The following is a 22,675-nucleotide window of genomic DNA, read 5'->3' as shown; positions in this document are numbered from 1 at the left end:
TTCGTGCAGATCGCCCCCAACGGCGAGACCTCGGACGGGCGGTTCTACATCTCGCGCCCCGGCAAGATCCGCTTCGAATACACCCCGCCCAACCCGGCGCTGGTGGTGTCGGACGGCACCTGGGTGGTGGTGTTCGACCTGCGCACCTGTTCCCAGCAGACCGCGCCGCTGAGCGACACGCCGCTGGACCTGCTGCTGCGCGATCGCATCGATCTGCGCAAGGAAGGCGCGGTGAAAAAGATCGACCGTCGCCCCGGGCAGATGCGGGTGACCGCGATCAACCCGAGCAACCCGGATCAGGGTTCGATCACGCTGATATTCTCGGACAACCCGCTGGAGCTGCGCCAATGGATCGTCACCGACGCGCAGGGACAGGTGACCACCGTGGCGCTGAGCGAAGTGCGCCAGAACATCAAGATCGGCATCGAGAAATTCCTGCCCCAGCGGGTGATCCTCGACATCTGCAAGGACAAGTCGAACCGCTGACGGGCCCCCTCAGCGGCCTTTGAACGCCGGCTCGCGCTTGTCGCGCATGGCCGCGAGGCCCTCGGCCAGATCCTCGGAAGTCCAGCAGGCGGCGATGCGGCGCGCCGCCGCCTCGGCGTCGAGGCGGCCATGGGCGATTTCGTTGATGGTCCGCTTCATGCCCTGCACCGCCATGGGCGCGAGCGCGGCGATGCGCCGCGCGAGGGCGTCGGCGGCCGCGGCCAGATCGTCGGGGGCGACCAGATCATCGACGAAGCCGATGCGGCGCAGGGCTTCGTCGTCGAAGGCGTCCACCGCAAGGAACAGGCGGCGCGTCGCCTGCGCGCCAAGCGTGGCGACGGCCCGGGCCAGGCCCGCCGGTTCGTAATGGATGCCGAGCCGGGCGGGCGGAATGAAGCAGCGCATGCCGGTGACGCCGATGCGGAAATCGCAGCTGAGCGCGATCTCGGCCCCGCCGCCGAAGACCCCGCCGTTGAGCGCGGCGATGGTCGGGCAGGGAAAGCCTTCGAGCGCGTCGCACAGCGCGGTGAGCGGGTTTTCAGCCCAGGTGTCCGCCCCGCCCACATCGCCCAGCGACACCCCGGCGCAAAAGGTCTTTGACCCGGCGCCGGTGAGGATCAGCGCCCGCGGGGCATGGGCGCGCAGGCCGTCGAGCGCGGCGGCGAAATCGGCGATGTCGCCCAGTTCCAGCGCGTTGCGCTTTTCGGGGCGATTCAGGGCGAGGCGGGCGATGTCGCCGTCGATGCGGTGTTCGATCATGGCTCAGATATCGAAACTGACGAAGACCGGCGCGTGATCCGAGGGTTTTTCCCAGCCCCGCGCCGCGCGCAGGATCCGCGCCGAGGCGACGGCGTTTTCAAGCCCGCCCCGGGCCCAGACATGGTCGAGCCGGCGGCCCTTGTCCGCCGCCGACCAGTCGCGGGCCCGATAGGACCACCAGGAATAAAGCTTTCCGTCGGGGATCTGGGCGCGCACCGTATCGGTCCAGCCGCCCGCTTGGCGCGCGGCGTTGAATTTTTCGACCTCGATCGGGGTGTGGGAGACCACTTTCAGCAATTGCTTGTGGGACCAGACATCGTCTTCGCCGGGGGCGATGTTGAGGTCGCCGACGAGGATCGCCGGATCGCGCGAATCGGCGAAGGCGGCGCCCATCTCGTCAACGAAATCCAGCTTGTGGGCGAATTTCGGATTGGCGTCGATGTCGGGCGCGTCGCCGCCGGCGGGCAGATAGACATTGTGCAGCACCGCGCCGCCGGGCAGGCGCGCGGCCACGTGGCGGGCGTCGCCCTTCTGGCAATAGTCGCGCTGGCCCGCGTCCTCGATGGGCAGGCGCGACAGGATCATCACCCCGTTATAGCCCTTTTGCCCGCGCGTCACCGCATGGCGGTAGCCCAGCGACGCGAAGCCGTCGAGGGGCACCTTGTCGGTGGGGGATTTCAGTTCCTGCAGGCAGAGCACGTCCGGGGATTCCTGCTCCAGCAATCGCATGACCAGGCCTTCGCGCAGGCGCACGGAATTGATGTTCCAGGTGCAGATGGTGATGGGCATGGGGCCTCCGGCGATACGGGAGGTCCCGTTGTAGCGGCTGGGCCCGGCGGCTCAACCCGAAACATGCGAAAAGCGCCCGGCGAGAGGGGATCGCCGGGCGCCGCCCTCCAGAAGAGAATTTCTGCCGGGTCGAGGGGACGACCCGGTGAACGCCGCCTACGGTGGCGGGCTCTCCCTAGGGTTAACGCTCAGGTAGTGACGAATGCGGCGGGTGCAAGGGCGCTCACACAACCAGACGGTATCCTCCCGATTCCGTGACCAGCAGCTGGGCTTCGGAGGGGTTGGGTTCGATTTTCTGGCGCAGGCGGTAGATATGGGTTTCCAGCGTGTGGGTCGTGACCCCGGCGTTGTAGCCCCAGACCTCGTGCAGCAGCACGTCGCGCGCCACCACCGCATCATTGGCGCGGTAAAGGAATTTCAGGATGTTGGTTTCCTTTTCCGTCAGACGGATCTTCTTTTCGTTTTCATCGAGCAGCATCTTCACCGCCGGGCGGAAGGAATACGGGCCGATGGAAAACACCGCGTCCTCGGATTGTTCGTGCTGGCGCAGCTGCGCGCGGATGCGGGCCAGCAGCACCGGAAACTTGAACGGCTTGGTCACATAGTCATTGGCCCCGGAATCAAGCCCGAGGATGGCGTCGGCGTCCGAGGCGTGACCGGTGAGCATGACGATGGGCGACTTGACGCCCTGCTTGCGCATCAGGCGGCAGACCTCGCGCCCGTCCATGTCCGGCAGGCCCACGTCGAGGATCACCAGATCGTAGATCGTCGCCTTGGCCTTTTCCAGCCCCGCGGCGCCGGTGTCGCCTTCGAACACGTCGTAGTCTTCGGTCAGCACCAGTTGATCGGCGAGGGCGCCGCGCAAATCCTCGTCATCATCCACGAGCAGGATTTTCTTCGGGGCGGCCATGGCGGGACTCCTGTGCTGTTGGGGCGGGTCTGAGGATCGATGTGGGGGCGCCGCAGGATTTGCAAAAGAAGTTTCAGACATTTTCACAGAGGTGTTAGCGCTCTACATGGATTGTTTCAAAGCGCCGGGGGCTCCGGTATGGGTCGGGCGAAGATGAGGAACCGCGGATGAGTCTGGCTCTCAGCATCGAGGAGCGCGCCGCGCGCATTCGCGCCGAGCTGCGCATCGGCGCGGCGGTGGTGCTGCTGGCCGGGGATCGCGCGGCGCTGGCCGGCGCGGCGGAGACCCTGAGCCCGGCGCGGCTGGCGGAACTGCGGCGGCGCGGCGCGGCGACGGATCTGGCGATCACCGCCCGGCGCGCCGAGACGCTGAAGGCGCGGGCCTATGACGGCGACATCGCGCGCATCGTCGCCGGACCCGGCGACGACATGGCGCGGCTGCGGCTGATCGCCGACCCGGCCACCGACCTGGACGCGCCCATGAAGGGGCCGTTTCGCACCCGGCGCGCGGGCGCGGCGGATCTGCACCGCGCGGCGGTGCGGCTGGCCAAGCAGGCGCATCTGCTGCCCGCGGCGGTGGTGGCCGAACTGGAAAGCCGCGCGGCGGGCGAAGCGCTGGCCCGGGCCGAGGGGCTTTCGGCGCTCGACATCGAGGCGCTGATGCGCATCGACGCGGCGGTGGAAGTGGATGCGGTGTCCCAGGCGCGGGTGCCGCTGGCGGTGTCCCGGGCCGGGCGGGTGCATGTGTTCCGCCCCCGCGACGGGTCCGAAGAACACTACGCCATCGAGATCGGCGCGCCGCCGCGCGATGCGCCGGTGCTGGCGCGGCTGCATTCGGCCTGTTTCACAGGCGATGTGATCGGGTCGCTGAAATGCGATTGCGGCCCGCAGCTGCGCGCGGCGCTGGCGCGCATGGCCGCCGAGGGCGGCGCCGACGGGGCCGGGGTGCTGCTGTATCTCAATCAGGAGGGGCGGGGCATCGGGCTGGCCAACAAGATGCGTGCGTATTCCTTGCAGGATCAGGGATTTGACACGGTGGAGGCCAATCACCGGCTGGGGTTCGAGGATGACGAGCGGGATTTCCAGATCGGCGCGACGATCCTGCGGCGGCTGGGTTTTCGCGCTGTGCGGCTGCTCACCAACAACCCGCGCAAAGTGGGGATGATGGCGAAATCCGGCATCGAGGTGGTCGAGCGGGTGCCGCTGACGGTGGGGGAAAACCCGCTCAACGCCGGGTATCTGGCGGTCAAGGCGGCGAAGAGCGGCCATCTGCTGTGAGGAGCGCCGATCTGCTGGTGACGCCCATGGAGGCGCGGTTTCTGGGGCGGCGCATGGCCTGCGCCATCGGGCGCGGCGGCGTCGCGGCGGTCAAGCGCGAGGGCGACGGCGCCACGCCGGCAGGGCGATTCGCGCTGCGCGCGGTGTATTGGCGGGCGGACCGGATCGCGCGGCCCGCGACCCGCCTGCCCTGCGCGCCTGTCGGGCCCGGTCTGGGCTGGTCGGATGATCCGCGCGATCCGTCCTACAACGCGCCGGTGGCGCTGGGGCGCGGGTTTTCGGCGGAGCGCATGGCGCGCGCCGACCGGCTGTATGACATCGTCGTGGACATGGATTTCAACCGGGGCGCGGCCAGTCCCGGGGCCGGGAGCGCGATTTTCCTGCATATCTGGCGCGGGCCGCGGCATCCCACCGAGGGTTGCGTCGCCTTCGCGCCGCGCGATCTGCGCTGGATTCTGGCGCGCTGGACGCCGGCGAGCCGGGTGGCGATCGCTCAGCCGTAATCGCGGGCGCCGAACAGCGCCGAACCGACGCGCACATGGGTGGCGCCCAGCGAGATCGCCGATTCGAAATCGGCGCTCATGCCCATGGACAGGTTCTTGAGGTCGTTGCGTTCGGCGAGCTTGCGCAGCAGCGCGAAATGCAGCGAGGGTTCTTCCTCCACCGGCGGGATGCACATGAGGCCGCGCACCGGCAGGTCCATGGCGCGGCATGCGCCGATGAAATCATCGGTTCCGGCGGGGAGGACGCCGGCTTTCTGGGGCTCCTCGCCGGTGTTGACCTGGATGAACAGGTCGGGGCATGCGCCCCGCGCCTGGGCTTCGTCGGCCAGCTTGCGGGCCAGTTTCGCGCGGTCGAGGGTCTCGATCACGTCGAACAGGTCCAGCGCCTGGCGCAGCTTGTTGGTTTGCAGCGGTCCGATCAGGTGCAGCGTGACGCCGGGGTGGCGGGCGCGCAGATCGGGCCATTTGCCCGCCGCCTCCTGCACGCGATTCTCGCCGAAGACGCGGTGGCCCTGTTCCAGCACGGATTCGACCCGGGCCAGCGGCTGCACCTTGGAGACCGCGACCAGGGTCACCGAGCCGGGGGCGCGGTTGGCCCGGGCTTCGGCCTTGCGGACGCGATCGGTGATTTCTGCGAGCGACATGGGGGGCTCCGACGCGACATGGCGAGGGGCGGGCCCGGCGGACCCGCCCCCTTGGTCTGGCAACTACGCCCGGTGGGCGAAATCAGAAGTCCAGGGTCATCCAGGACATGCCGATGACGCCGTCGTTGTGGGTGCCCGCCGGGACGGCGCCGCCGGTGGCGTAGGTCAGGCCCGAGGTCAGGCGCAGACCCGGGGCCAACTGGTAGGAGACCCAACCCGAGAAGGTGTCGACGTCATCCGCCCCGGCCGAATCGGTCAGCGAATAGCCGCCGGCGATGGTCCAGGGGCCGGACTGATAGCCAAGGCCGATGACGTAATCCTCGGTGTCGTCGTAGTTTTCCTCGAAATACCCGGCGAGGACGAAACCGCCATAGCCGGCCTCGGCGCCGAGGCCCCAGGTCTCGGACCTGCCAGTGGCGGAATCGGTGGATTCGAACGAGGCGGAGAAAGCCACGTCGACGTCGCTGAACGAGCCGCGATAGCCGCCGGCCACCGCCAGCACGTCCTGCGCGCCCAGCGACAGGATGTTGGTGTCGCCGCCGCCGTCGTCCGAAGCGCTGGGCTGGTAGGAGAACGCGGCCTGGAAACCGCCGTAATTCGGCGTGGTGTAGTGGATGCCGATGCTGTCCGTGCCGCCATCGACGCCGCCGGTCAGACCCTGGTCCGCATCGTCGTCGTAATAGCCGATCTTGTCGGGGTTGGGATAGAGCACGCCGACCTGCAGGCGGGTCTTGGCGCTGTCAATGCCGCCGATCATCAGCGTGCCGAAATCGCCGGAGACGCTGACCCAGTTTTCGTCGATCTGGTCGCGGGTTGTGAAGACTTCGAGTTCGACGCGGGCCTCGAAGGTCAGGCCGTTGTCCGAGGAGCCCTTGACCTCGAAGTGGATCTCGCCGTCGCGCAGGACGCCGATGTCGGACTGGTTGGTTCCAGCGCGTTCGACATAGCCGAATCCGGCGGCCATGTAGCCGCTGACGGAAAGCTTCAGCGGTTCGGCGGCGATCGCGGTGGAGGAGAGCAGCAGTGTCGCGGCGAGCGCGGCGCTTGAGGCGATGATCGGTTTCATGGGCTTGCTCGTTCCAGAGTTGTTCCGAAATGACCGTCGGGACGATGACGGGCTGCGAAACGCAGTGATCCGAGCATAATATTCAGTTGCTGCGATGCAACCGGCGCCCGGGTTCAGCCCGAAATTTGCTGATTCAAGCGACTAAATAGAAACAGATTGTCAATGAATCGGCGCGATCTGAACGGTGGTTAACATTGGCCGGGGATTGGTTGGGGTCGGCAACGAAAAAGAGCAGGCCCGAGGGCCTGCTCTTGCGCAAGTCGTTTGACTGATCGTCAGATCAGAAGGACAGGCCCATGTAGAGCATCGCGGCGAAGCCGTCGTTGCCGCCGGTGTCCTGGTCGTAGTACTCGGCAGCGCCGGTGACGCTGACGCCCGGGGCCAGGGCGTAGGTGGCCCAGCCAGCGAACTTGTTGGTGTCGGCGAGACCGCCCGAGATGCCGTAGTTGGCGCCGCCGGCTTCGGTGAAGGCATAGCCCGCGCCGATGGTCCAGGGACCGGTCGAGTAGGCGGCGTTGATCACGAAGTCATTCGCGTCGCCCGCTGCGGTGTCGAAGTCGTAGTTCTGCCAGAAGGCGCCGACCACGAAGCCGCCGAATTCGCCGCGCGCGCCGGCCATCCACTGGGTGAAGTCGCCGGTGCCGATGTCAGCGTGGGCGTAGCCGCCCGAGAGCTGGATCGCGAAGCCGTCGAATTCGCCGCGGTAGTTGAGGGCCGCGGACAGTTCGTCCTGAGCGCCGAGCGACAGGGTGTTGGTGTCGCCGCCGCCATCCGAGCCGCCGTTCGGCTGGTAGGTGAACTGCGCCTGCAGGCCGTTGAAGTTCGGCGTGGTGTAGGTGATGCCGATGTCATCGCCGAAGATGTTCATCGAGCTGTCATAGCCGGATTCGGCGAAGGAGTCGTAGTGACCGATCTTGCCGCCCGGGGCGTAGATCACGCCGGTGGCCATGTTGTTGATGGCGTAGTCGTTCGCGCCGATGAGCACGGTGCCGAAGGAGCCGGACACGGTGACGTAGTTCTCATCGATCTGATCGCCCGAGGTGAAGGCCTCGAGTTCGACGCGGGCCGCGAAGGTCAGGCCGTTGTCGGACGAACCCTTGACCTTGAAGTGAATTTCGCCGTCACGCATGATCCCGATGTCTTCGAGGTTCACGCCGTTGTCGACGTACCCGATGCCGGCGTACATGTAGCCGGTGACTTTCAGCGACAGGGGCTCCGAAGCCTGGGCAACGGAGGCGACCGCGATGAGCGCGGTGGAAGCGATAAGGATGGTTTTCATGATGTCCCTCGCGGTTGTTGCGATGTCTTGCCCTTCGTCGGGTTTGTCCCCCGAAGGTCAGAGGGACTTTCATTAAAAAGGGCCCGCGGGGTCAAGATTATTTTCCGCCTGAGAAAAGTGGGCGGCGCGCATGTGTCGGGGGGGCAACAAAATCAACGGACCCGCCCCCGTCGGATCGCCGTGGCGATCGTCAGGCCTGGGGGCGGGTCTTCTCTTGCGTCGGTCAGCCCGAGCGGGCCGGGATCAGAAGAACAGGCCCATGTAGAGCGCTGCGGCGTAGCCGTCGGTGCCGCCGTCCTGATTGTAGTACTCGATGGCGCCGGTGACGTTGACGCCCGGGGCCAGCGAGTAGGTGACCCAGCCGCCGAGCTTGTCGGCGTCGCCGGTGTTGCCCAGCGCCGAGGCGGCGCCGTAGGTGGCCGCGCCGGCTTCGATCAGCGCATAGCCGACGCCGATGTTCCACGGTCCTGTGGTGTAGGAGCCGTTGACCACGAAGTCATTGGCGTCGCCCGCCGGGGTGTCGAAGTCGTAGTTCTGCCAGAACCCGCCGAGAATGAATCCGGCGTATTCGACCTGGGCGCCGGCCATCCACTGGGTGAAGTCGCCGGCGGCGAAATCGGCCTGCGCGTAGCCGCCGGCGATCTGCACGGCGAAACCGTCGAATTCGCCGCGGTAGTTGATCGCCGCCGCGATTTCGTCCTGGGCGCCGAGCGACAGGATGTTGGTGTCGCCGCCGCCATCCGAGGAGCCGTTCGGCTGGTAGCTGAACTGCGCCTGCAGGCCGTTGAAGTTCGGCGTGGTGTAGGCGATGCCGATGTCATCGCCGAAGAAGTTCATCGAGCTGTCGTAGCCCGATTCGCCGAAGGCGTCGTAGTGGCCGTATTTGCCGCCCGGCGCGTAAAGGACGCCGGTGGCCATGTTGTTGATGGCGGAATCGTTCGCGCCGATCTGCACCGCGCCAAAGGCGCCGGACACGGTGACGTAGTTCTCATCGATCTGATCGCCCGAGGTGAAGGCCTCGAGTTCGATGCGCGCCGCGAAGGTCAGGCCGTTGTCGGACGAGCCCTTGACCTTGAAGTGGATCTCGCCGTCGCGAACGACGCCGATATCCTTGCGCGCTACGCCGTCGTCATTGTAGCCGATGCCGGCGTACATGTAGCCGTTCACGCTGACCTTGAGCGGCTCTGCCGCCTGGGCGCCGACGGTCGCCGCAACCAGGGCGGTCGAAGCGATAAGAATGCGTTTCATGATGTATCTCGCGGTTGTTGCGATGCCTTGACCTGTCGCCAGGCTTGTCCCCCGTCAGGTCGCGGACACATTCGTGACACGGGGTCGTGACCGTCAATTCACATGCCCGCGACCGCCCCGCGATCGGGGTCGGCTGTGCGCCGGCTGCAACGAATGCGGCGATTTTTGGGCGGCATCCCGTCAGGCGGAAGGCCCGGCCCGCGACGACCGCGCGCGCGGCGGGGGTTTACAGGTCGCGGCGCTGGCCACTAAATGCTTTCCGAAGCGCGCTTGGGGTCGCGCATGCGCGAGGAGATACGGCGTGACGTCTATCATGCGGGCCATAGCGTGCCTGGGGCTGGTTCTGACCATTTCGGCCTGCGAAGGGGCCAAGGCGCCCTATGAGAACTACGACAAGTCCATCGCGGACCTGACCACCGACAAGCGGCAATCCACCATCGGCGACCTGTTCGCCGCCACGCGCGAAGAACGGACCACCACCGGCAACATCGCCGTCAACCGCTACCTGTGGATGGCGGCGCTGGACACGCTGGCCTTCCTGCCGCTGAATTCCACGGATCCGTTTTCCGGGGTGATCGCCACCGACTGGGGCATGAGCGGCAACGCCCCCGACGAACGCTTCAAGGTCACCGCCTACGTGACCAGCGTGGATCTGGCGGCGCAGTCGCTGAAGGTCGCGGTGTTTCGCGAGGTGAAAGGCGAGGACGGCGCCTGGGTCATGGCGGCGGTCAGCCCGGAGACCCCGCGCCGGATCGAGGATTCGATCCTGACCCGCGCCCGCCAGATCAAGGTCGAGGAGCTGGCGGCCAAGAACAAGTGACGGCCCGGGGGCGGCGGCCCCCGGTTTCGCCTGCCGCCCGGGCGTTGCGGCGATCGCGCGCTGCGGCCGGGGCCGATCGCGCCCTGTCCCCGGCGCGGCCGCCTATCCGCGCCCTGCGCATTGAAAACCCCGCCACGCGCCCGTATTGAGGTGGCGGCGCCGGACAGGCGGCGCCGTACGGGCGGTCGCGACGGCCGCTAGCCGAGGGCATGCACATGGCGCGTTACAATCATCGCGAGGTCGAGCCGAAATGGCGCGAGATCTGGGACCGGCGGAACTGTTTCCGCGCCGAGATCGATCGCGACCGGCCGAAATACTACATGCTCGAGATGTTCCCCTATCCCTCGGGGCGCATCCATATGGGGCATGTGCGCAACTACGCCATGGGCGATCTGGTGGCGCGCTACAAGATGTCCTGCGGTTTCAACGTGCTGCACCCCATGGGCTGGGACGCCTTCGGCCTGCCGGCGGAAAACGCCGCCATGGAGCGGGGCGTCGATCCCGGACTCTGGACCTACGAGAACATCGCCTCGATGAAGGCGCAGATGCTGCCGCTGGGCCTGTCGCTGGACTGGGATCGCGAATTCGCCACCTGCGATCCGGATTACATGGCGCAGCAGCAGGCGCTGTTCCTGGATTTCCTCGACGCCGGGCTGATCTATCGCAAGGCCTCGGTGGTGAACTGGGATCCGGTGGACATGACGGTGCTCGCCAACGAGCAGGTGGAGGACGGACGCGGCTGGCGGTCCGGCGCGCTGGTGGAGCGGCGCGAGCTGACCCAGTGGTTCTTCCGCATCACCGACTACGCGCAGGATCTGCTGGACGGGCTGGACGGGTTGGAAAAGTGGCCCGAGAAGGTGCGGCTGATGCAGCGCAACTGGATCGGGCGCTCCGAAGGCCTGCAATTTCGCTTTCGGACCCTGGGCGCGCCGGAGGGCCACGCGGCGCTCGAGGTCTACACCACCCGCCCCGACACCATCTTCGGCGCCAGTTTCTGCGCCGTGGCCGCCGATCATCCGCTGGCCAGGGCGCTGGAGGGCGAAGTCGAGGGGCTGGCGGCGTTCAACGCCGAATGCCGGCGCATGGGAACCTCGGAAGAGGCCATGGAGAAAGCCGAGAAAAAAGGCTTTGACACCGGCGTGCGGGTGGCCCACCCGTTCGATCCCGAGTGGACGCTGCCGGTCTACGTGGCCAATTTCATTCTCATGGATTACGGCACGGGAGCGATTTTCGGCTGTCCGGCCCATGACCGACGCGACCTTGATTTCGCGCGTAAATACGGATTGCCGGTGGTGCCGGTGGTCTGCCCCGAGGATTGCGACCCGGCGGATTTCGCCATCGGGGACGAGCCCTATCTGGGGGCGGGAAAGATCATCAATTCGCGGTTTCTGGACGGGTTGGGCGTGCGCGACGCCATCGCCGCGGTCGCGGACCGGTTCGAGGCCGAGGGCATGGGCGAGCGCAAGGTGAATTTCCGCCTGCGCGACTGGGGGGCGAGCCGTCAGCGCTATTGGGGCTGCCCGATCCCGATCCTGCATTGCGAGACCTGCGGGGCGGTTCCGGAAAGCAAGGCCAACCTGCCGGTGCGCCTGCCCGAGGGCGTGAGCTTCGAGCAACCCGGCAACCCGCTGGACCGGCACCCGACCTGGCGCGACGCGACCTGCCCGAAATGCGGCGGCGCGGCGCGGCGCGAGACCGACACCATGGACACCTTCGTCGATTCCTCCTGGTACTACGCGCGCTTCACCGCGCCCCGCGCCGCGACCCCGACCGACCCGGAGGCCGTGGGCTACTGGATGAATGTGGACCAGTATATCGGCGGCGTGGAGCACGCGATCCTGCACCTGCTGTATGCGCGGTTCTTCGCCCGGGCCATGCACAAGACCGGGCATCTGCCCGACAGCGCCGTCGAGCCGCTGACCGCGCTGTTCACCCAAGGCATGGTCTGCCACGAGACCTATCGCGGCGCGGATGGGCGCTGGCTGTCGCCGGATGAGATCGAACCGGCCGATGGCGGATATGTGGTTGGCAAGACAGGTGAAAAAGTCGAGGTCGGGCCCTCGATCAAGATGTCGAAATCAAAGAAGAACGTGGTCGATCCCGAGGATATCATCGACCAGTTCGGGGCCGATACGGCGCGGTGGTTCATCCTGTCGGACAGCCCGCCGGATCGGGACGTTGAATGGACCGCGGCGGGCGCCGAGGCGGCCTGGCGGTTCCTGCAGCGGGTCTGGCGGCTGGTCGAGGAGGCGCTGCCGGGGCTTTCGCCCGTGGGCGGCGCGGCGCCGGAGGGCATGTCCGACGCGGCGACGGCGCTGCGCCGGGTGACGCATCGCGTGATCAGGGAGGCCACCGCCGATATCGAGGGCTTCGCCTTCAACAAGGCGATCGCGCGGATCTACGAACTGGCCAACGCCTTCGGCAAGGCGAAATCCGACGCGCCCGGCATGGATTTCGCCCGGCGCGAGGCGCTGGAAAGCCTCGCCCGGCTGATGGCCCCCATGGCCCCGCACATCGCCGAGGAGATCTGGGAGGCGCTGGGCCATGCGAACCTGCTGACCGGGCATCCCTGGCCGGTGGCGGACCCGGCGTTGCTGGTGGAGGACACGGTGATGATGCCGGTGCAGGTCAACGGCAAGCGGCGCGCCGAAATCCGGGTGGCGCGCGACGCGGCGAAGGCGGATATCGAACGCATGGCGCTGGACGACGCCACGGTGCGAAAATTCATGAACGGCGCCTCGCCGCGAAAAATCATCGTGGTGCCGGGGCGGATCGTCAATGTCGTGGTTTGAAGGCGGCGTGTCGCGCCGCGCCGCCTGGCGTTTATGCTGCGGTGCAGCATTCGCGGCGACGCTGAGCGGCTGCGGCTTCAAACCCATTTATGGCGAGGCCTCGGCCTCGGGCGGGGCGCTGGGGCGGGTGAGCATCGAAGCCCCCACCGACCGCGTCGGTTATTATCTGCGCCAGACTCTGGAACGGCGGCTGGGGCGCGCCGGGGCCGATGCGCCTCTGCATCTGGTGGCCGACATGCGGCTGCGTCAATCCGGGCTGGCGATCACTGAAGACAGTTCGATCACCCGATTCGTTTTGCGCGGCTACAGCCGATACGAGCTGACCGGACCCGACGACATGCCCCCGATCAGCGGCTATGTGGAGAGCATGTCAGCCTATTCCGCCACAGGATCGCTTTACGCCACCCGCGCCGCCAAGCGTGACGCGGAGGAGCGGGTCGCCGCGGATCTGGGCGAGCGCATCGCCAATCAGATCGCCGTCGGGCTGGAAAAGGCCGGGGACTCCGGGCAGTGAAGGTATCCGTCCGGGACGCGAAACGCGCGATCAGGCGCCCTGATCCCGGGATGAAGGGTTTTCTGCTGTACGGGCCGGCGCCGGGGGAAACCGCGCAGGGGCGCGAACGTCTGGTGGCCGGGTTGGCCGGCGAGGAGATGAACCTGACGCGGCTTGACGGCGCCGGGGTGCGACGGGATCCGGGTTCGCTGTCGAACGCCATGCGGGCCATGGGATTTTTCGGCGGGCGCCAGATCGTGCTGCTGGAGAGCGCCGGGGACGGCTGCGCCGCGGCGATCCGGGCGGCGCTTGACGGGCTGGACCCGGCCCATGCGGTGCTGGTGGCGACCGCCGGGCAGCTGAAGCCATCGTCATCCCTGCGCAAGCTGTTCGAGGCCGGGCGCGCAACCGCCGCCATTCCGATCTACGCCGAGCCGCCGGACCGGGGCGAGATCGACGCGATGCTGAAGGCGGCCGGCGCGCCAGAGGCCGAGGGCGCGGCCATGCAGGATTTGCTGGCGCTGGCCAACGGCCTGGACCCCGGAGAGTTTCGCGGCGTGGTGGCCAAGCTCGGGCTTTACAAGCTGGGGGATCGGGGGCCGGTTACCGGCGATGACGTGACCGCCTGCGCGCCGCTGACGCTGGAGGGCGAAGTTGACGCGGTGATCGCGGCGGTGGCCGGCGGTGACGTGCAAGGCCTGCCGGAGGCGATGCTCCGGCTTGCTGGACAGGGCGTCAACCCGACGACGCTGTCGATCGGGGTGTCGCGGCATTTTCGCCAGCTGCATGCGCTGACCTGCGCGCCCGAAGGGCCGGACCGGGCCATCGAGCGCGCCCGGCCGCCAATCTTCGGCCCCCGGCGCGCGGCGATGCTGACGCAGGTGCGCAAGATGGGGCGCGCGGGTCTGGAGCGGGCGCTTGCGGCGCTGACCGAGACCGAACTGGCGCTGCGCTCGTCGAGCCCGGCGCCGTTTTTCGCGGTGCTGGAGCGAACGCTGATGCGCATCGCCATGGAGACCCGGCGTCGAGGTCAGCGCGACAGCAGCTGACAGATGCCGTCAAGCTCGTCGAGCGAACGATAGCGCAGCCGCACCTCGCCGCCGCGATCGCCCTTGTGATCGATCACCACCTTGAAACCGAGCCCGGCGGAAAGATCCGCTTCCAGCGCGCGGGTGTCGGCGTCTTTTTCGCGGGGCATGCGGGGCGGAGCGGGCCTGGTCCTGGCGGCCTTGATGAGCTGCTCGGTGGCGCGCACCGATAGCCCGCGGGCGATGACCTCTTCGGCCATCCGCAGCGGATCATCCGCGGTGATCAGCGCGCGGGCATGGCCGGCGCTGAGACGACCTTCGCGAAGATAGGTCAGAATTTCGTCGGGAAGTGTTAGTAATCTCAAGGAGTTAGCAATGTAGCTGCGGCTCTTGCCCATGGCTTCGGCAAGCTTTTCCTGGGTATGACCGAAACTGTCCATCAATTGCGAAAAACCGGAGGCCTCTTCAACGGGATTGAGGTCGCTGCGCTGGATGTTTTCGATGATCGCGAGTTCCAGAACCTCAAGATCGGTGAGGGTCCGGACGATGATGGGAATTTCGTGTAGCTGGGCGCGCTGCGCCGCGCGCCAGCGGCGTTCGCCGGCGACGATCTGCCAACCGGCCTTGCGACCGGGATCCGGACGAACGATCAGCGGCTGGATGATGCCTTTCTCGCGGATGGAGGCGGCGAGTTCGTCAAGCTCGCTGTCATTGAAATCCTTGCGCGGCTGCCCCGGATTGGGGCGGATGAGGTCGATGGAGGCGGTTGCATCCGCTTGCGACGCGGTCGTCTCCGCAGCCTCGTCGCTATCGGCGAGCAACGCGGACAGGCCGCGGCCCAACCCTTTCGCCTGTGTCTTTCTGGCCATTATCTCATCCTGTCAATCATTGTCATGCGGCGGCGGCCGGGCGGTCTCGTTCCAGCAGTTCCCTGGCGAGAGCGCGATAGGCGAGGCTGCCGGTCGAGTTGGAATCATACGCCATGACCGGCACCGCGTAGGAGGGGGCCTCGGACAGGCGCACGTTTCGAGGGATCACGGTGCGGTAGACCACATCGCCGAGATTGCGCCGAACATCCTCGGCCACCAGCTGCGAAAGGTTGTTGCGGCGGTCATACATGGTCAGGACGATGCCTTCGATGCTCAAGCCCGGGTTGAGGCCGCGGCGAATCTCGCGAACCGTTGTCAGGAGCTGGGTAAGACCCTCCATGGCGTAGAATTCGCATTGCAGCGGCACCAGCACGCCTCGTGCCGCAGCCATGGCGTTGATGGTGAGCAGGTTGAGCGATGGCGGGCAATCGATGATGACATGGTCGAAGTCCTGAATCTCCGGCGCCTTGGAAAGCACGTCGCGCAAGCGGCGCGTGCGGCGGGGATCCTTGACCATCTCGACATCGGCCGAACTCAGATCCACCGTTGCCGGGATGATGGACAAGCCGTCGACACTGCTTTCCTGGATCACTTCGAGGGGCGTGGAGTCGCCGATAAGCAAGTCATAGCTGGTCAGTTCACGCCGATCCGCGCCGATGCCAAGGCCGGTGCTGGCGTTTCCCTGCGGATCGAGATCGATGATGAGCACCTTGCGGCCGGTTTCCACCAATGCGGCGCTCAGATTGATGGCGGTGGTTGTCTTGCCGACGCCGCCCTTTTGGTTGGCCACCGCGAGAACGCTGGCGCGCACCCCCGAATCGTCAGATTTCTGCGGGTTTGGCACGCGAAAGCTCCCGAATTTCAATGATATGGCCGTCTTCATTGGTCTGGCTGGGATGCAGCCTCGCATCAATATGCCAATTACGGCGGGCCTTGGTCAATTCACTATTGGCCCTCGACCCCTTCAAAAACAGGCCGATCGTGTTGGGGGCGAAAAAACCTTCGGAATAGCTCAGCAATTTATCCAGAGGCGCCAGGGCGCGGGCCGATATGACATCGAACTTTTCAGGCTTGACCTCTTCGATACGTGCGCAACACACATTCACGTCGATAGTCATCGCACGCGCGGCCGCCTCCAGAAACACGCATTTTCGTTGATCGCTTTCGAGCAAAGTCACCCTTGCAGGTGGATTTGACTCGGACAGCAGCGCGGCTACGACCAGCCCCGGGAATCCGCCGCCGGACCCGAGGTCGATCCATGTCTGGATGGTCCTGGGCGCCAGAGAGGTCAATTGGGCGGAATCTGCCATATGGCGTGACCACATGTCATCGATTGTCGATTTCGCTACAAGGTTGATCCTGGGATTCCATTTGGAAAGAAGGAACGCGTAGGCCTCAAGCCTGACCATTGTTTCACGTGAAACACCAAAGGCTGCTCCGAAGGCATTCGCATAGCCCATCAGGCAGATTTCCTTTCGATTTTTCGAACATGAGCAATCAACAAGGTCAAGGCGGCGGGCGTGACGCCTTCGATTCGACTGGCCTGCCCGAGGGTTTCGGGTTGCAAACGAGAAAACTTGTCGGCGAGCTCGTTGGAAAGACCATCGATCGTCGAATAGTCCTCAATCTGGTCCAACGAAACCCGGTCATCCCGACGCATTCTCTCGACATCTGCTCTCTGTCGCTCAATGCTCCTGTCGTAAAGGGCCTCGATGGAAACCTGCTCGGCTGTTGCAGGGACAATAATGTTCAGTTCAGGCCAAATCATCGTTAGATCGCTCATGGAAACATCGGGGTAGGACAGCAGTTCGAAAGCAGTGCGCTTTTCGCCGTCTTTAGCAAGCTTCAAGTGATTGATCCTGCTGTCAGACGGAGAAATGGTCAACGATTTGCAGATCGCAATGGCCTTTTGGAGCCTGGACAGCTTCTTGCGAAACGCCTTGGCGTTATCTTTCGTCACGCATCCCAACTCCACGCCGATTGGCGTCAATCGTTGATCTGCATTATCAATTCTGAGGGAAAGCCTGTACTCGGCCCTAGATGTGAACATGCGGTAGGGTTCTGTCACGCCCCTGGACGTGAGATCGTCAATCATCACGCCGATGTAGCTATCGGCGCGATCCATTAAAAACTTCGGCCGACCAAGCGCGCGAAGGCCGGCGTTCAGACCCGCGACGAGGCCTTGACCAGCCGCCTCCTCATACCCCGTCGTGCCGTTGATCTGTCCGGCAAGATACAGGCCCGGCAGGCATTTGACCTGCAGGGTTCGGTCAAGCGCTGTCGGGTCCACGTAATCATATTCGATCGCGTAGCCTGGCTGCGCGATTTCCGCATGTTCCAGGCCCGATATCGTCCGAACAAATTCGATTTGCACCTCAAGCGGCAAGGACGTGGAAATGCCGTTCGGGTAAACCAGATCGCTTTCAAGTCCTTCAGGTTCCAGGAAAATCTGGTGCGAGTCCCTCTCAGAAAACCGGACTACCTTGTCCTCAATCGAAGGGCAGTACCTTGGGCCCACACCGGAGATGTTTCCGGAAAACATCGCCGATCGACATACGTTATCCCGGATTATTCGGTGCGTTTCGGCGTTGGTATGGGTTATGTGGCAAACCAATTGTTCCGCCGACGGTCTGTCGTTCTCAAAGGAAAACATGGTCGGCCGGATATCACCTGTCTGGATATCCAGCTTGGTGAAATCTATGGACTTTCGGTCCAACCTCGGCGGCGTACCGGTTTTCAGTCGTTTCAGCGGCAACGAGAGGTCATCGAACCGCTCTGCGAGGCGCGTCGAAGACCTGTCGCCCGTACGACCGCCGATGGTCTGTTTGTCTCCGATATGCATGACACCCCGAAGAAAAGTCCCCGTGGCGATAACGATGGATTTGCTCGAAAGCTTTGTTCCATCAGCGAGAAACACCGCATTGAGACCAATAGTCTCCATGGAGATATCCACCGCTTCGTTCTGAATGATGTGCAGATTTCGAGTTTGTGAGATTTCGCCTTGGGTTGCCCTTTTGTAGAGATCTCTGTCGCATTGGGCCCTCGGGCCACGAACAGCGGGGCCCTTCTTGCGGTTGAGCAAGCGGAACTGGATGCCGGCTCGATCCGCCAACTTGCCCATCAATCCGCCAAGCGCGTCGATTTCTCGAACGATATGTCCTTTTCCCAGTCCGCCAATCGCTGGATTACAGGACATTTGACCCAAACTGGCGATGGAGTGGGTGATCAATGCGGTTTTTGCCCCCAGCCGCGCCGCCGCGTGCGCGGCCTCTACGCCTGCGTGACCACCGCCAATGACTGCGACGTCGAAGTCCTGGTGTTTCACGTGAAACATTCCCTATTTGCCCAGGCAGAAGCTGGAGAACACCTCGTCAAGCACCTGCTCAATATCGACGCGACCAACCACGCATGCCAGTTCTGCATTCGCAAGCCGTATGGATTCGGCGACCATTTCATCTTCACGCCGCCCGTTTGCGAGGATGGAACGAGCTTCTCCGATAAGTTCCGACGCCCGTTCTACCGCCACTCGCTGCCGTAGTCGAATCACCGAGGATGCCCCAGAGGCGCGTTTGCTCAAGATGTCGGCAATTCGCTTGGTCAAAACGTCGATACCCTGACCGGTATGAGCGGAAAGGTGCAATTCGCAAGGTCCAGCCTGAAGGTCCGCTTTGCTGGATACCTCCAGATCTCCGCTTTGCAGAAGCGACTTGTCAGAGATGCATTCATCAGGCCCGACCAGCAATACCCGCAAATCCGCCGCCGCAGCGCGAGACCGGGCCCGCTCCACGCCCAGGGATTCGACCGTATCCTGTGTTTCACGCAATCCAGCCGTGTCCAACAAGGTCACCGGCAGGCCTTCAAGCTCCATATGAACCTCCAGAACATCCCGCGTGGTTCCCGGAATATCGGAGGCAATGGCAACATCTCGCCCGGCCAATCTGTTCAGCAATGTTGATTTTCCGGCATTTGGCGCGCCGATTATGGCGACTTCAAATCCATCCCTGATTCGTTCGGCCGCGTTCGCGCCTTTCAGGGTATTCAGAAGGCTGCTGTGTGCCTCGGCAAGCAGTTGATCCACTTCTATGTTCAGGTTGTCGGGGATTTCCTCATCAGCAAAATCTATCGAGGCCTCGGTCAATGCTCTGGCTCTGGTGAGCAGCCGCCGCCATGTATCCACCCTTCGCGTCAGATCGCCCCGCATCACGCGCAGAGCCTGACGCCGTTGCGCTTGCGTTTCCGCGTCGATCAGATCCGCGAGCCCCTCCACCTGGGACAGGTCCATCCGCCCGAACTCCAATGCCCGACGGGTGAATTCCCCGGGTTCCGCCAATCGCAGACCGGGCGAATCGGCCAAGGCGTCAAGCAGGGCCTTTACCACTGCAATTCCGCCATGGCATTGAATTTCAAAGCTGTTTTCGCATGTATAGCTCTGGCCATCCTGGTACCGGATGATCAGCGCCTCATCGATTGCATCACCGTCGGGCCCGTTTCGCAGCGTTCGAACGGAGGCCAGTCTTGGCGCCGGCAAGGCGGCGCCGGTCAACCGGGCCAGGGTCTGATCCGCCAGCGGTCCCGAAACACGGATGACCGCGATCGCCGCGCGGCCGCGCGGCGTGGACAATGCGAAAATCGTGTCGGTCTCCATGCCATGCTCCCGGAAACGACAAAACCCGGGACAATGCCCGGGCCTCGTCAGAATGTCAGACCCGTATCAGGCGTTCATGGAATCAAAGAACTGCGCATTGGTCTTGGTCTGCTTCATCTTGCCGAGCAGGAAGTCGATCGCGTCAGCCGGCCCCATGGGATTGAGAATGCGCCGCAGCACGAACATCTTGGTGAGATCCCCGCGCCCGACCAGCAGTTCTTCCTTGCGGGTGCCGGATTTGATGATGTCGATCGCCGGGAACACCCGTTTGTCCGCCACCTTGCGGTCGAGCACGATCTCCGAGTTGCCGGTGCCCTTGAATTCCTCGAAGATCACTTCGTCCATGCGGCTGCCGGTGTCGATCAACGCCGTCGAGATGATGGACAGCGATCCGCCCTCCTCGATGTTGCGCGCGGCGCCGAAGAACCGTTTGGGGCGCTGAAGCGCGTTGGCGTCCACGCCGCCGGTCAATACTTTGCCCGAACTCGGCACGACGGTGTTGTAGGCGCGCCCGAGACGAGTGATCGAATCGAGCAGGATCACCACATCGCGCCCATGCTCCACCAGCCGCTTGGCTTTCTCGATGACCATCTCGGACACCGCCACATGCCGCGTCGCCGGTTCGTCGAAGGTGGAGGCCACGACCTCGCCCGCCACCGAGCGCTGCATGTCGGTCACCTCCTCGGGCCGCTCGTCGATCAGCAGAACGATCAGGTAGCATTCGGGGTGATTGCGCGCGATCGAATGCGCGATATTCTGCAACAGCATGGTCTTGCCGGTGCGCGGCGGCGCCACGATCAGGCAGCGTTGACCCTTGCCGATGGGCGCCACGAGGTCGATGATCCGCGCCGACTTGTCCTTGATCGTCGGATCCTCGATTTCCATGATCAGGCGTTCGTCGGGATACAGCGGCGTCAAATTGTCGAAATGCACCTTGTGGCGTGAATTCTCCGGATCCTCGAAATTCAGCTTCAGCACCTTCACCAGGGCGAAATACCGTTCGCCCTCCTTGGGCGCCTGGATCCAGCCTTCGACCGTGTCGCCGGTGCGCAGCGCGAATTTCCGGATCTCGGTGGGGCTGATATAGACGTCGTCGGGACCGGGAAGATAATTGGCCTCGGGCGATCTCAGAAAGCCGAACCCGTCCTGCAACACCTCGAGCACGCCGCCGCCGATGATTTCCACATCGCGCTCGGCCAGTTCCTTGAGGATGGCGAACACCATGTCCTGGCGACGCATGCTGGTGGCGCCTTCGACTTCGAGTTCTTCGGCGAAGGCCAGCAATGCGGTGGGCGACTTCTCCTTGAGCTCGGAGAGCTTGAGTTCCTGAATATCCATGGGTGAGGAGAGCCTGTCATGACCTGACGCTGCGCATGTTTGCGCTTCAGGCGATTGGGGGAGGGGTATCGCTGTCCGGCAGAACGCCAGCGCGTTTCGGCGCAACCATAAGTCGAAGCGCGACGGGTTGTCAAATCAAAGCTGTTCAGCGTCAGTTCAAAAAGGCTCGGCGATGGCCATGATCACGATGCCGATCATCAACACTGTTGGTATCTCATTGATATATCTAAAAAATTTACCTTCATGCGTATTCATGTCCGCTGCGAAGCCACGCAGCCAGCGTCCAAGCGCCACATGATATGCGCTCATGGCGATCACCAGCACCAGCTTCACCTGCAGCCAGGCCGAGACAGCGAGACCGTCCCAACCGAGGCTTGTCAGCATCAAGCCGCCGAACAGCCAGGCGGCGCCCATGGCGGGATTCATGATCCCGCGATACAGCCGCCGTTCCATGATCTTCAGGATTTCGGAAAATTCCGACCCCGGCGCCGCCTGCTCCGCATGATAGACGAACAGGCGCGGCAGGTAGAACAGGCCGGCCATCCAGGCGATGACCGAGATGACATGAAAAGCCTTTAGCCAATCATGGTAAGTTGACAGAAAATCCAAACTACATCGCCCGTATGGTCTCTACCAGGATATCTACATTCTTGGGATCAACGTCCGGCGTTATGCCATGGCCGAGATTGAAGATATAGGGTCCGTCGCGCAGGGTTTCGACGATGGCGCGGGTCTCGGTGATCAGCGGATCGCCGCCTCTGGCAAGCAGCAACGGGTCGAGATTGCCCTGAATCGTGCATAGCCCCTGCAGATTGTCCTTGGCCCAGATCGGGGCAATGGTGGAATCGAGGCTGACGCAATCGACCCCGGTTTCGCGGGTGAAGGCCTTGTAGCCGGTTCCGGCGCAGCGCGGAAAGCCGATGATCGGCAGATCGGGCCAACGCTTGCGCAAAGCCGAAACGATGCGCTTTGTGGGCGCGATCGAATAGCGTTGGAAATCACGCGCGTTCAAGGACCCTGCCCAGCTGTCAAACAGTTTCACCACCTCGGCGCCGGCCTCGATCTGGCGCGACAGGTAGGCGATCGTTGCGTCGGTGATCAGGTCGATGAGCCGCCCGAAGGTCTCGGGATCGTCCAGGATCAGGCGGCGGGCCGGCAATTGGCTGGGGGTGCCGCGCCCGGCCACCATGTAGGTGGCGACGGTCCAGGGCGCGCCTGCGAAGCCGATCAGCGTGGTTTCCGGGGGCAGGCTCTGGGACAGGCCCCTGACCGTTTCATAGACAGGTCCAAGCGTTTCGTGAATGGCGTCCGCCGGTTTCAGGCGCGCAAGATCCGCCGGGCCGGCGACGGTGGACAGGCGAGGGCCCTCGCCGGTCACGAACCACAGATCGGCGCCAAGCGCCTGCGGGACCAGCAGGATGTCGGCGAACAGGATCGCCGCGTCAAAGCCGTAGCGGCGGATCGGCTGCAGGGTGACCTCGACGGCCAGATCCGGATTGTAGCAGAGGTCGAGAAAGTTACCGGCCTTTTCCCTCGTCGCGCGGTATTCGGGCAGATAGCGCCCCGCCTGACGCATGAGCCAGATCGGCGGGGTTCTCAGGGTTTCGCCGCGCAGGCTGCGCAAGAGGAGTTTTGTCTCCCGGGTCATGAGGCGCCTCGATTTTTAAGAGTCGATTAGGTTGTAGTTTGTAGATGGACCTGTGGACAGCGGGGATTACCGTTTCGAGTC

22 protein-coding genes are annotated in these 22,675 nt (G+C 64.4%); 7 read left to right on the top strand and 15 right to left on the bottom strand.

Annotated elements, in window-relative coordinates; translation table 11 throughout:
* On the top strand, positions 1-486 hold a 486-nt coding region (locus tag AC1HC7_RS03570; RefSeq protein ID WP_479498695.1), incomplete at its 5' end, for a LolA family protein.
* Positions 487-495: 9 nt separating this feature from the next.
* On the opposite strand, the gene AC1HC7_RS03565 is transcribed toward AC1HC7_RS03570, so the two are convergent.
* From AC1HC7_RS03565 to AC1HC7_RS03555, 3 genes are all read right to left on the bottom strand, one after another.
* A complete protein-coding gene (locus AC1HC7_RS03565; protein WP_479495784.1) occupies positions 496-1,245 on the bottom strand; it encodes an enoyl-CoA hydratase/isomerase family protein in 750 nt (249 codons plus the stop codon).
* Positions 1,246-1,248: 3 nt separating this feature from the next.
* Positions 1,249-2,034, bottom strand: coding sequence for an exodeoxyribonuclease III (locus tag AC1HC7_RS03560; RefSeq protein WP_479495785.1), 786 nt, complete (start codon positions 2,032-2,034; stop codon positions 1,249-1,251).
* Between the two features lie 223 nt (positions 2,035-2,257).
* The gene (locus AC1HC7_RS03555; protein WP_479495786.1) at positions 2,258-2,944 is read right to left on the bottom strand and encodes a response regulator transcription factor; all 687 of its coding nucleotides are present in this window, start codon (positions 2,942-2,944) and stop codon (positions 2,258-2,260) included.
* 167 nt (positions 2,945-3,111) lie between these two features.
* Between AC1HC7_RS03555 and ribA the strand changes: the two genes are divergently transcribed.
* Positions 3,112-4,221 carry a GTP cyclohydrolase II gene (gene ribA / locus AC1HC7_RS03550; protein ID WP_479495787.1) on the top strand — a complete coding sequence of 370 codons (1,110 nt, stop codon included), beginning with the start codon at positions 3,112-3,114 and terminating at the stop codon, positions 4,219-4,221.
* Positions 4,218-4,724, top strand: coding sequence for a L,D-transpeptidase family protein (locus AC1HC7_RS03545; protein WP_479495788.1), 507 nt, complete (start codon positions 4,218-4,220; stop codon positions 4,722-4,724). Before ribA ends, AC1HC7_RS03545 begins: the two co-directional genes overlap by 4 nt.
* Here AC1HC7_RS03545 and AC1HC7_RS03540 read toward each other — a convergent pair.
* From AC1HC7_RS03540 to AC1HC7_RS03525, 4 genes are all read right to left on the bottom strand, one after another.
* Complete coding sequence (locus tag AC1HC7_RS03540) at positions 4,715-5,368, bottom strand: YggS family pyridoxal phosphate-dependent enzyme (RefSeq protein WP_479495789.1); 654 nt, start codon at positions 5,366-5,368, stop codon at positions 4,715-4,717. The two genes, AC1HC7_RS03545 and AC1HC7_RS03540, sit on opposite strands and share 10 nt — an antisense overlap.
* An 82-nt stretch (positions 5,369-5,450) precedes the next feature.
* A complete protein-coding gene (locus AC1HC7_RS03535; protein WP_479495790.1) occupies positions 5,451-6,434 on the bottom strand; it encodes a porin in 984 nt (327 codons plus the stop codon).
* Between the two features lie 280 nt (positions 6,435-6,714).
* A complete protein-coding gene (locus tag AC1HC7_RS03530) occupies positions 6,715-7,713 on the bottom strand; it encodes a porin (RefSeq protein WP_479495791.1) in 999 nt (332 codons plus the stop codon).
* A gap of 243 nt (positions 7,714-7,956) precedes the next feature.
* On the bottom strand, positions 7,957-8,961 hold the full coding sequence (locus AC1HC7_RS03525; RefSeq protein WP_479495792.1) for a porin: 1,005 nt from the start codon (positions 8,959-8,961) through the stop codon (positions 7,957-7,959).
* A gap of 301 nt (positions 8,962-9,262) precedes the next feature.
* On the opposite strand from AC1HC7_RS03525, the gene AC1HC7_RS03520 reads away from it, so the two are divergent.
* The 4 genes from AC1HC7_RS03520 (at position 9,263) to holA (ending at position 14,115) form a co-directional block, all read left to right on the top strand.
* A complete protein-coding gene (locus AC1HC7_RS03520) occupies positions 9,263-9,781 on the top strand; it encodes a DUF3576 domain-containing protein (protein WP_479495793.1) in 519 nt (172 codons plus the stop codon).
* 215 nt (positions 9,782-9,996) lie between these two features.
* Positions 9,997-12,573, top strand: a complete 2,577-nt coding sequence (leuS, locus tag AC1HC7_RS03515; RefSeq protein ID WP_479495794.1) for a leucine--tRNA ligase — start codon at positions 9,997-9,999, stop codon at positions 12,571-12,573.
* Entirely contained in the window at positions 12,560-13,087 is a 528-nt protein-coding gene (gene lptE, locus AC1HC7_RS03510) for an LPS assembly lipoprotein LptE (protein WP_479495795.1), read from the top strand. The genes leuS and lptE overlap by 14 nt, the downstream gene beginning before the upstream one ends.
* Positions 13,088-13,137: 50 nt before the next feature.
* Complete coding sequence (gene holA / locus AC1HC7_RS03505; protein ID WP_479495796.1) at positions 13,138-14,115, top strand: DNA polymerase III subunit delta; 978 nt, start codon at positions 13,138-13,140, stop codon at positions 14,113-14,115.
* Here the strand turns inward: holA and AC1HC7_RS03500 are convergent.
* The 8 genes from AC1HC7_RS03500 to hemE form a co-directional block, all read right to left on the bottom strand.
* Positions 14,097-14,963, bottom strand: coding sequence for a ParB/RepB/Spo0J family partition protein (locus tag AC1HC7_RS03500; protein WP_479495797.1), 867 nt, complete (start codon positions 14,961-14,963; stop codon positions 14,097-14,099). The genes holA and AC1HC7_RS03500 overlap by 19 nt on opposite strands.
* 22 nt (positions 14,964-14,985) lie before the next feature.
* The gene (locus AC1HC7_RS03495; protein ID WP_479495798.1) at positions 14,986-15,807 is read right to left on the bottom strand and encodes a ParA family protein; all 822 of its coding nucleotides are present in this window, start codon (positions 15,805-15,807) and stop codon (positions 14,986-14,988) included.
* Entirely contained in the window at positions 15,785-16,423 is a 639-nt protein-coding gene (gene rsmG / locus AC1HC7_RS03490) for a 16S rRNA (guanine(527)-N(7))-methyltransferase RsmG (protein ID WP_479495799.1), read from the bottom strand. Before rsmG ends, AC1HC7_RS03495 begins: the two co-directional genes overlap by 23 nt.
* A complete protein-coding gene (gene mnmG, locus AC1HC7_RS03485) occupies positions 16,423-18,297 on the bottom strand; it encodes a tRNA uridine-5-carboxymethylaminomethyl(34) synthesis enzyme MnmG (protein ID WP_479498694.1) in 1,875 nt (624 codons plus the stop codon). Before mnmG ends, rsmG begins: the two co-directional genes overlap by 1 nt.
* 3 nt (positions 18,298-18,300) lie before the next feature.
* Complete coding sequence (mnmE, locus tag AC1HC7_RS03480) at positions 18,301-19,608, bottom strand: tRNA uridine-5-carboxymethylaminomethyl(34) synthesis GTPase MnmE (protein ID WP_479498693.1); 1,308 nt, start codon at positions 19,606-19,608, stop codon at positions 18,301-18,303.
* A gap of 66 nt (positions 19,609-19,674) precedes the next feature.
* Positions 19,675-20,946 (bottom strand): transcription termination factor Rho, encoded by a 1,272-nt coding sequence (gene rho / locus AC1HC7_RS03475; protein WP_479495802.1) that lies wholly within the window; start codon positions 20,944-20,946, stop codon positions 19,675-19,677.
* A 156-nt stretch (positions 20,947-21,102) separates the two neighbouring features.
* Positions 21,103-21,555 (bottom strand): protoporphyrinogen oxidase HemJ, encoded by a 453-nt coding sequence (hemJ, locus tag AC1HC7_RS03470; RefSeq protein WP_479498692.1) that lies wholly within the window; start codon positions 21,553-21,555, stop codon positions 21,103-21,105.
* A 1-nt stretch (position 21,556) separates the two neighbouring features.
* On the bottom strand, positions 21,557-22,594 hold the full coding sequence (gene hemE, locus AC1HC7_RS03465) for a uroporphyrinogen decarboxylase (protein WP_479495804.1): 1,038 nt from the start codon (positions 22,592-22,594) through the stop codon (positions 21,557-21,559).
* Positions 22,595-22,675 lie beyond the last annotated feature (81 nt).

Source organism: Oceanicella sp. (assembly GCF_056449545.1).
Note: the sequence above shows the minus strand (reverse complement) of the source record. Positions and strands in the feature narration are given on the sequence as shown.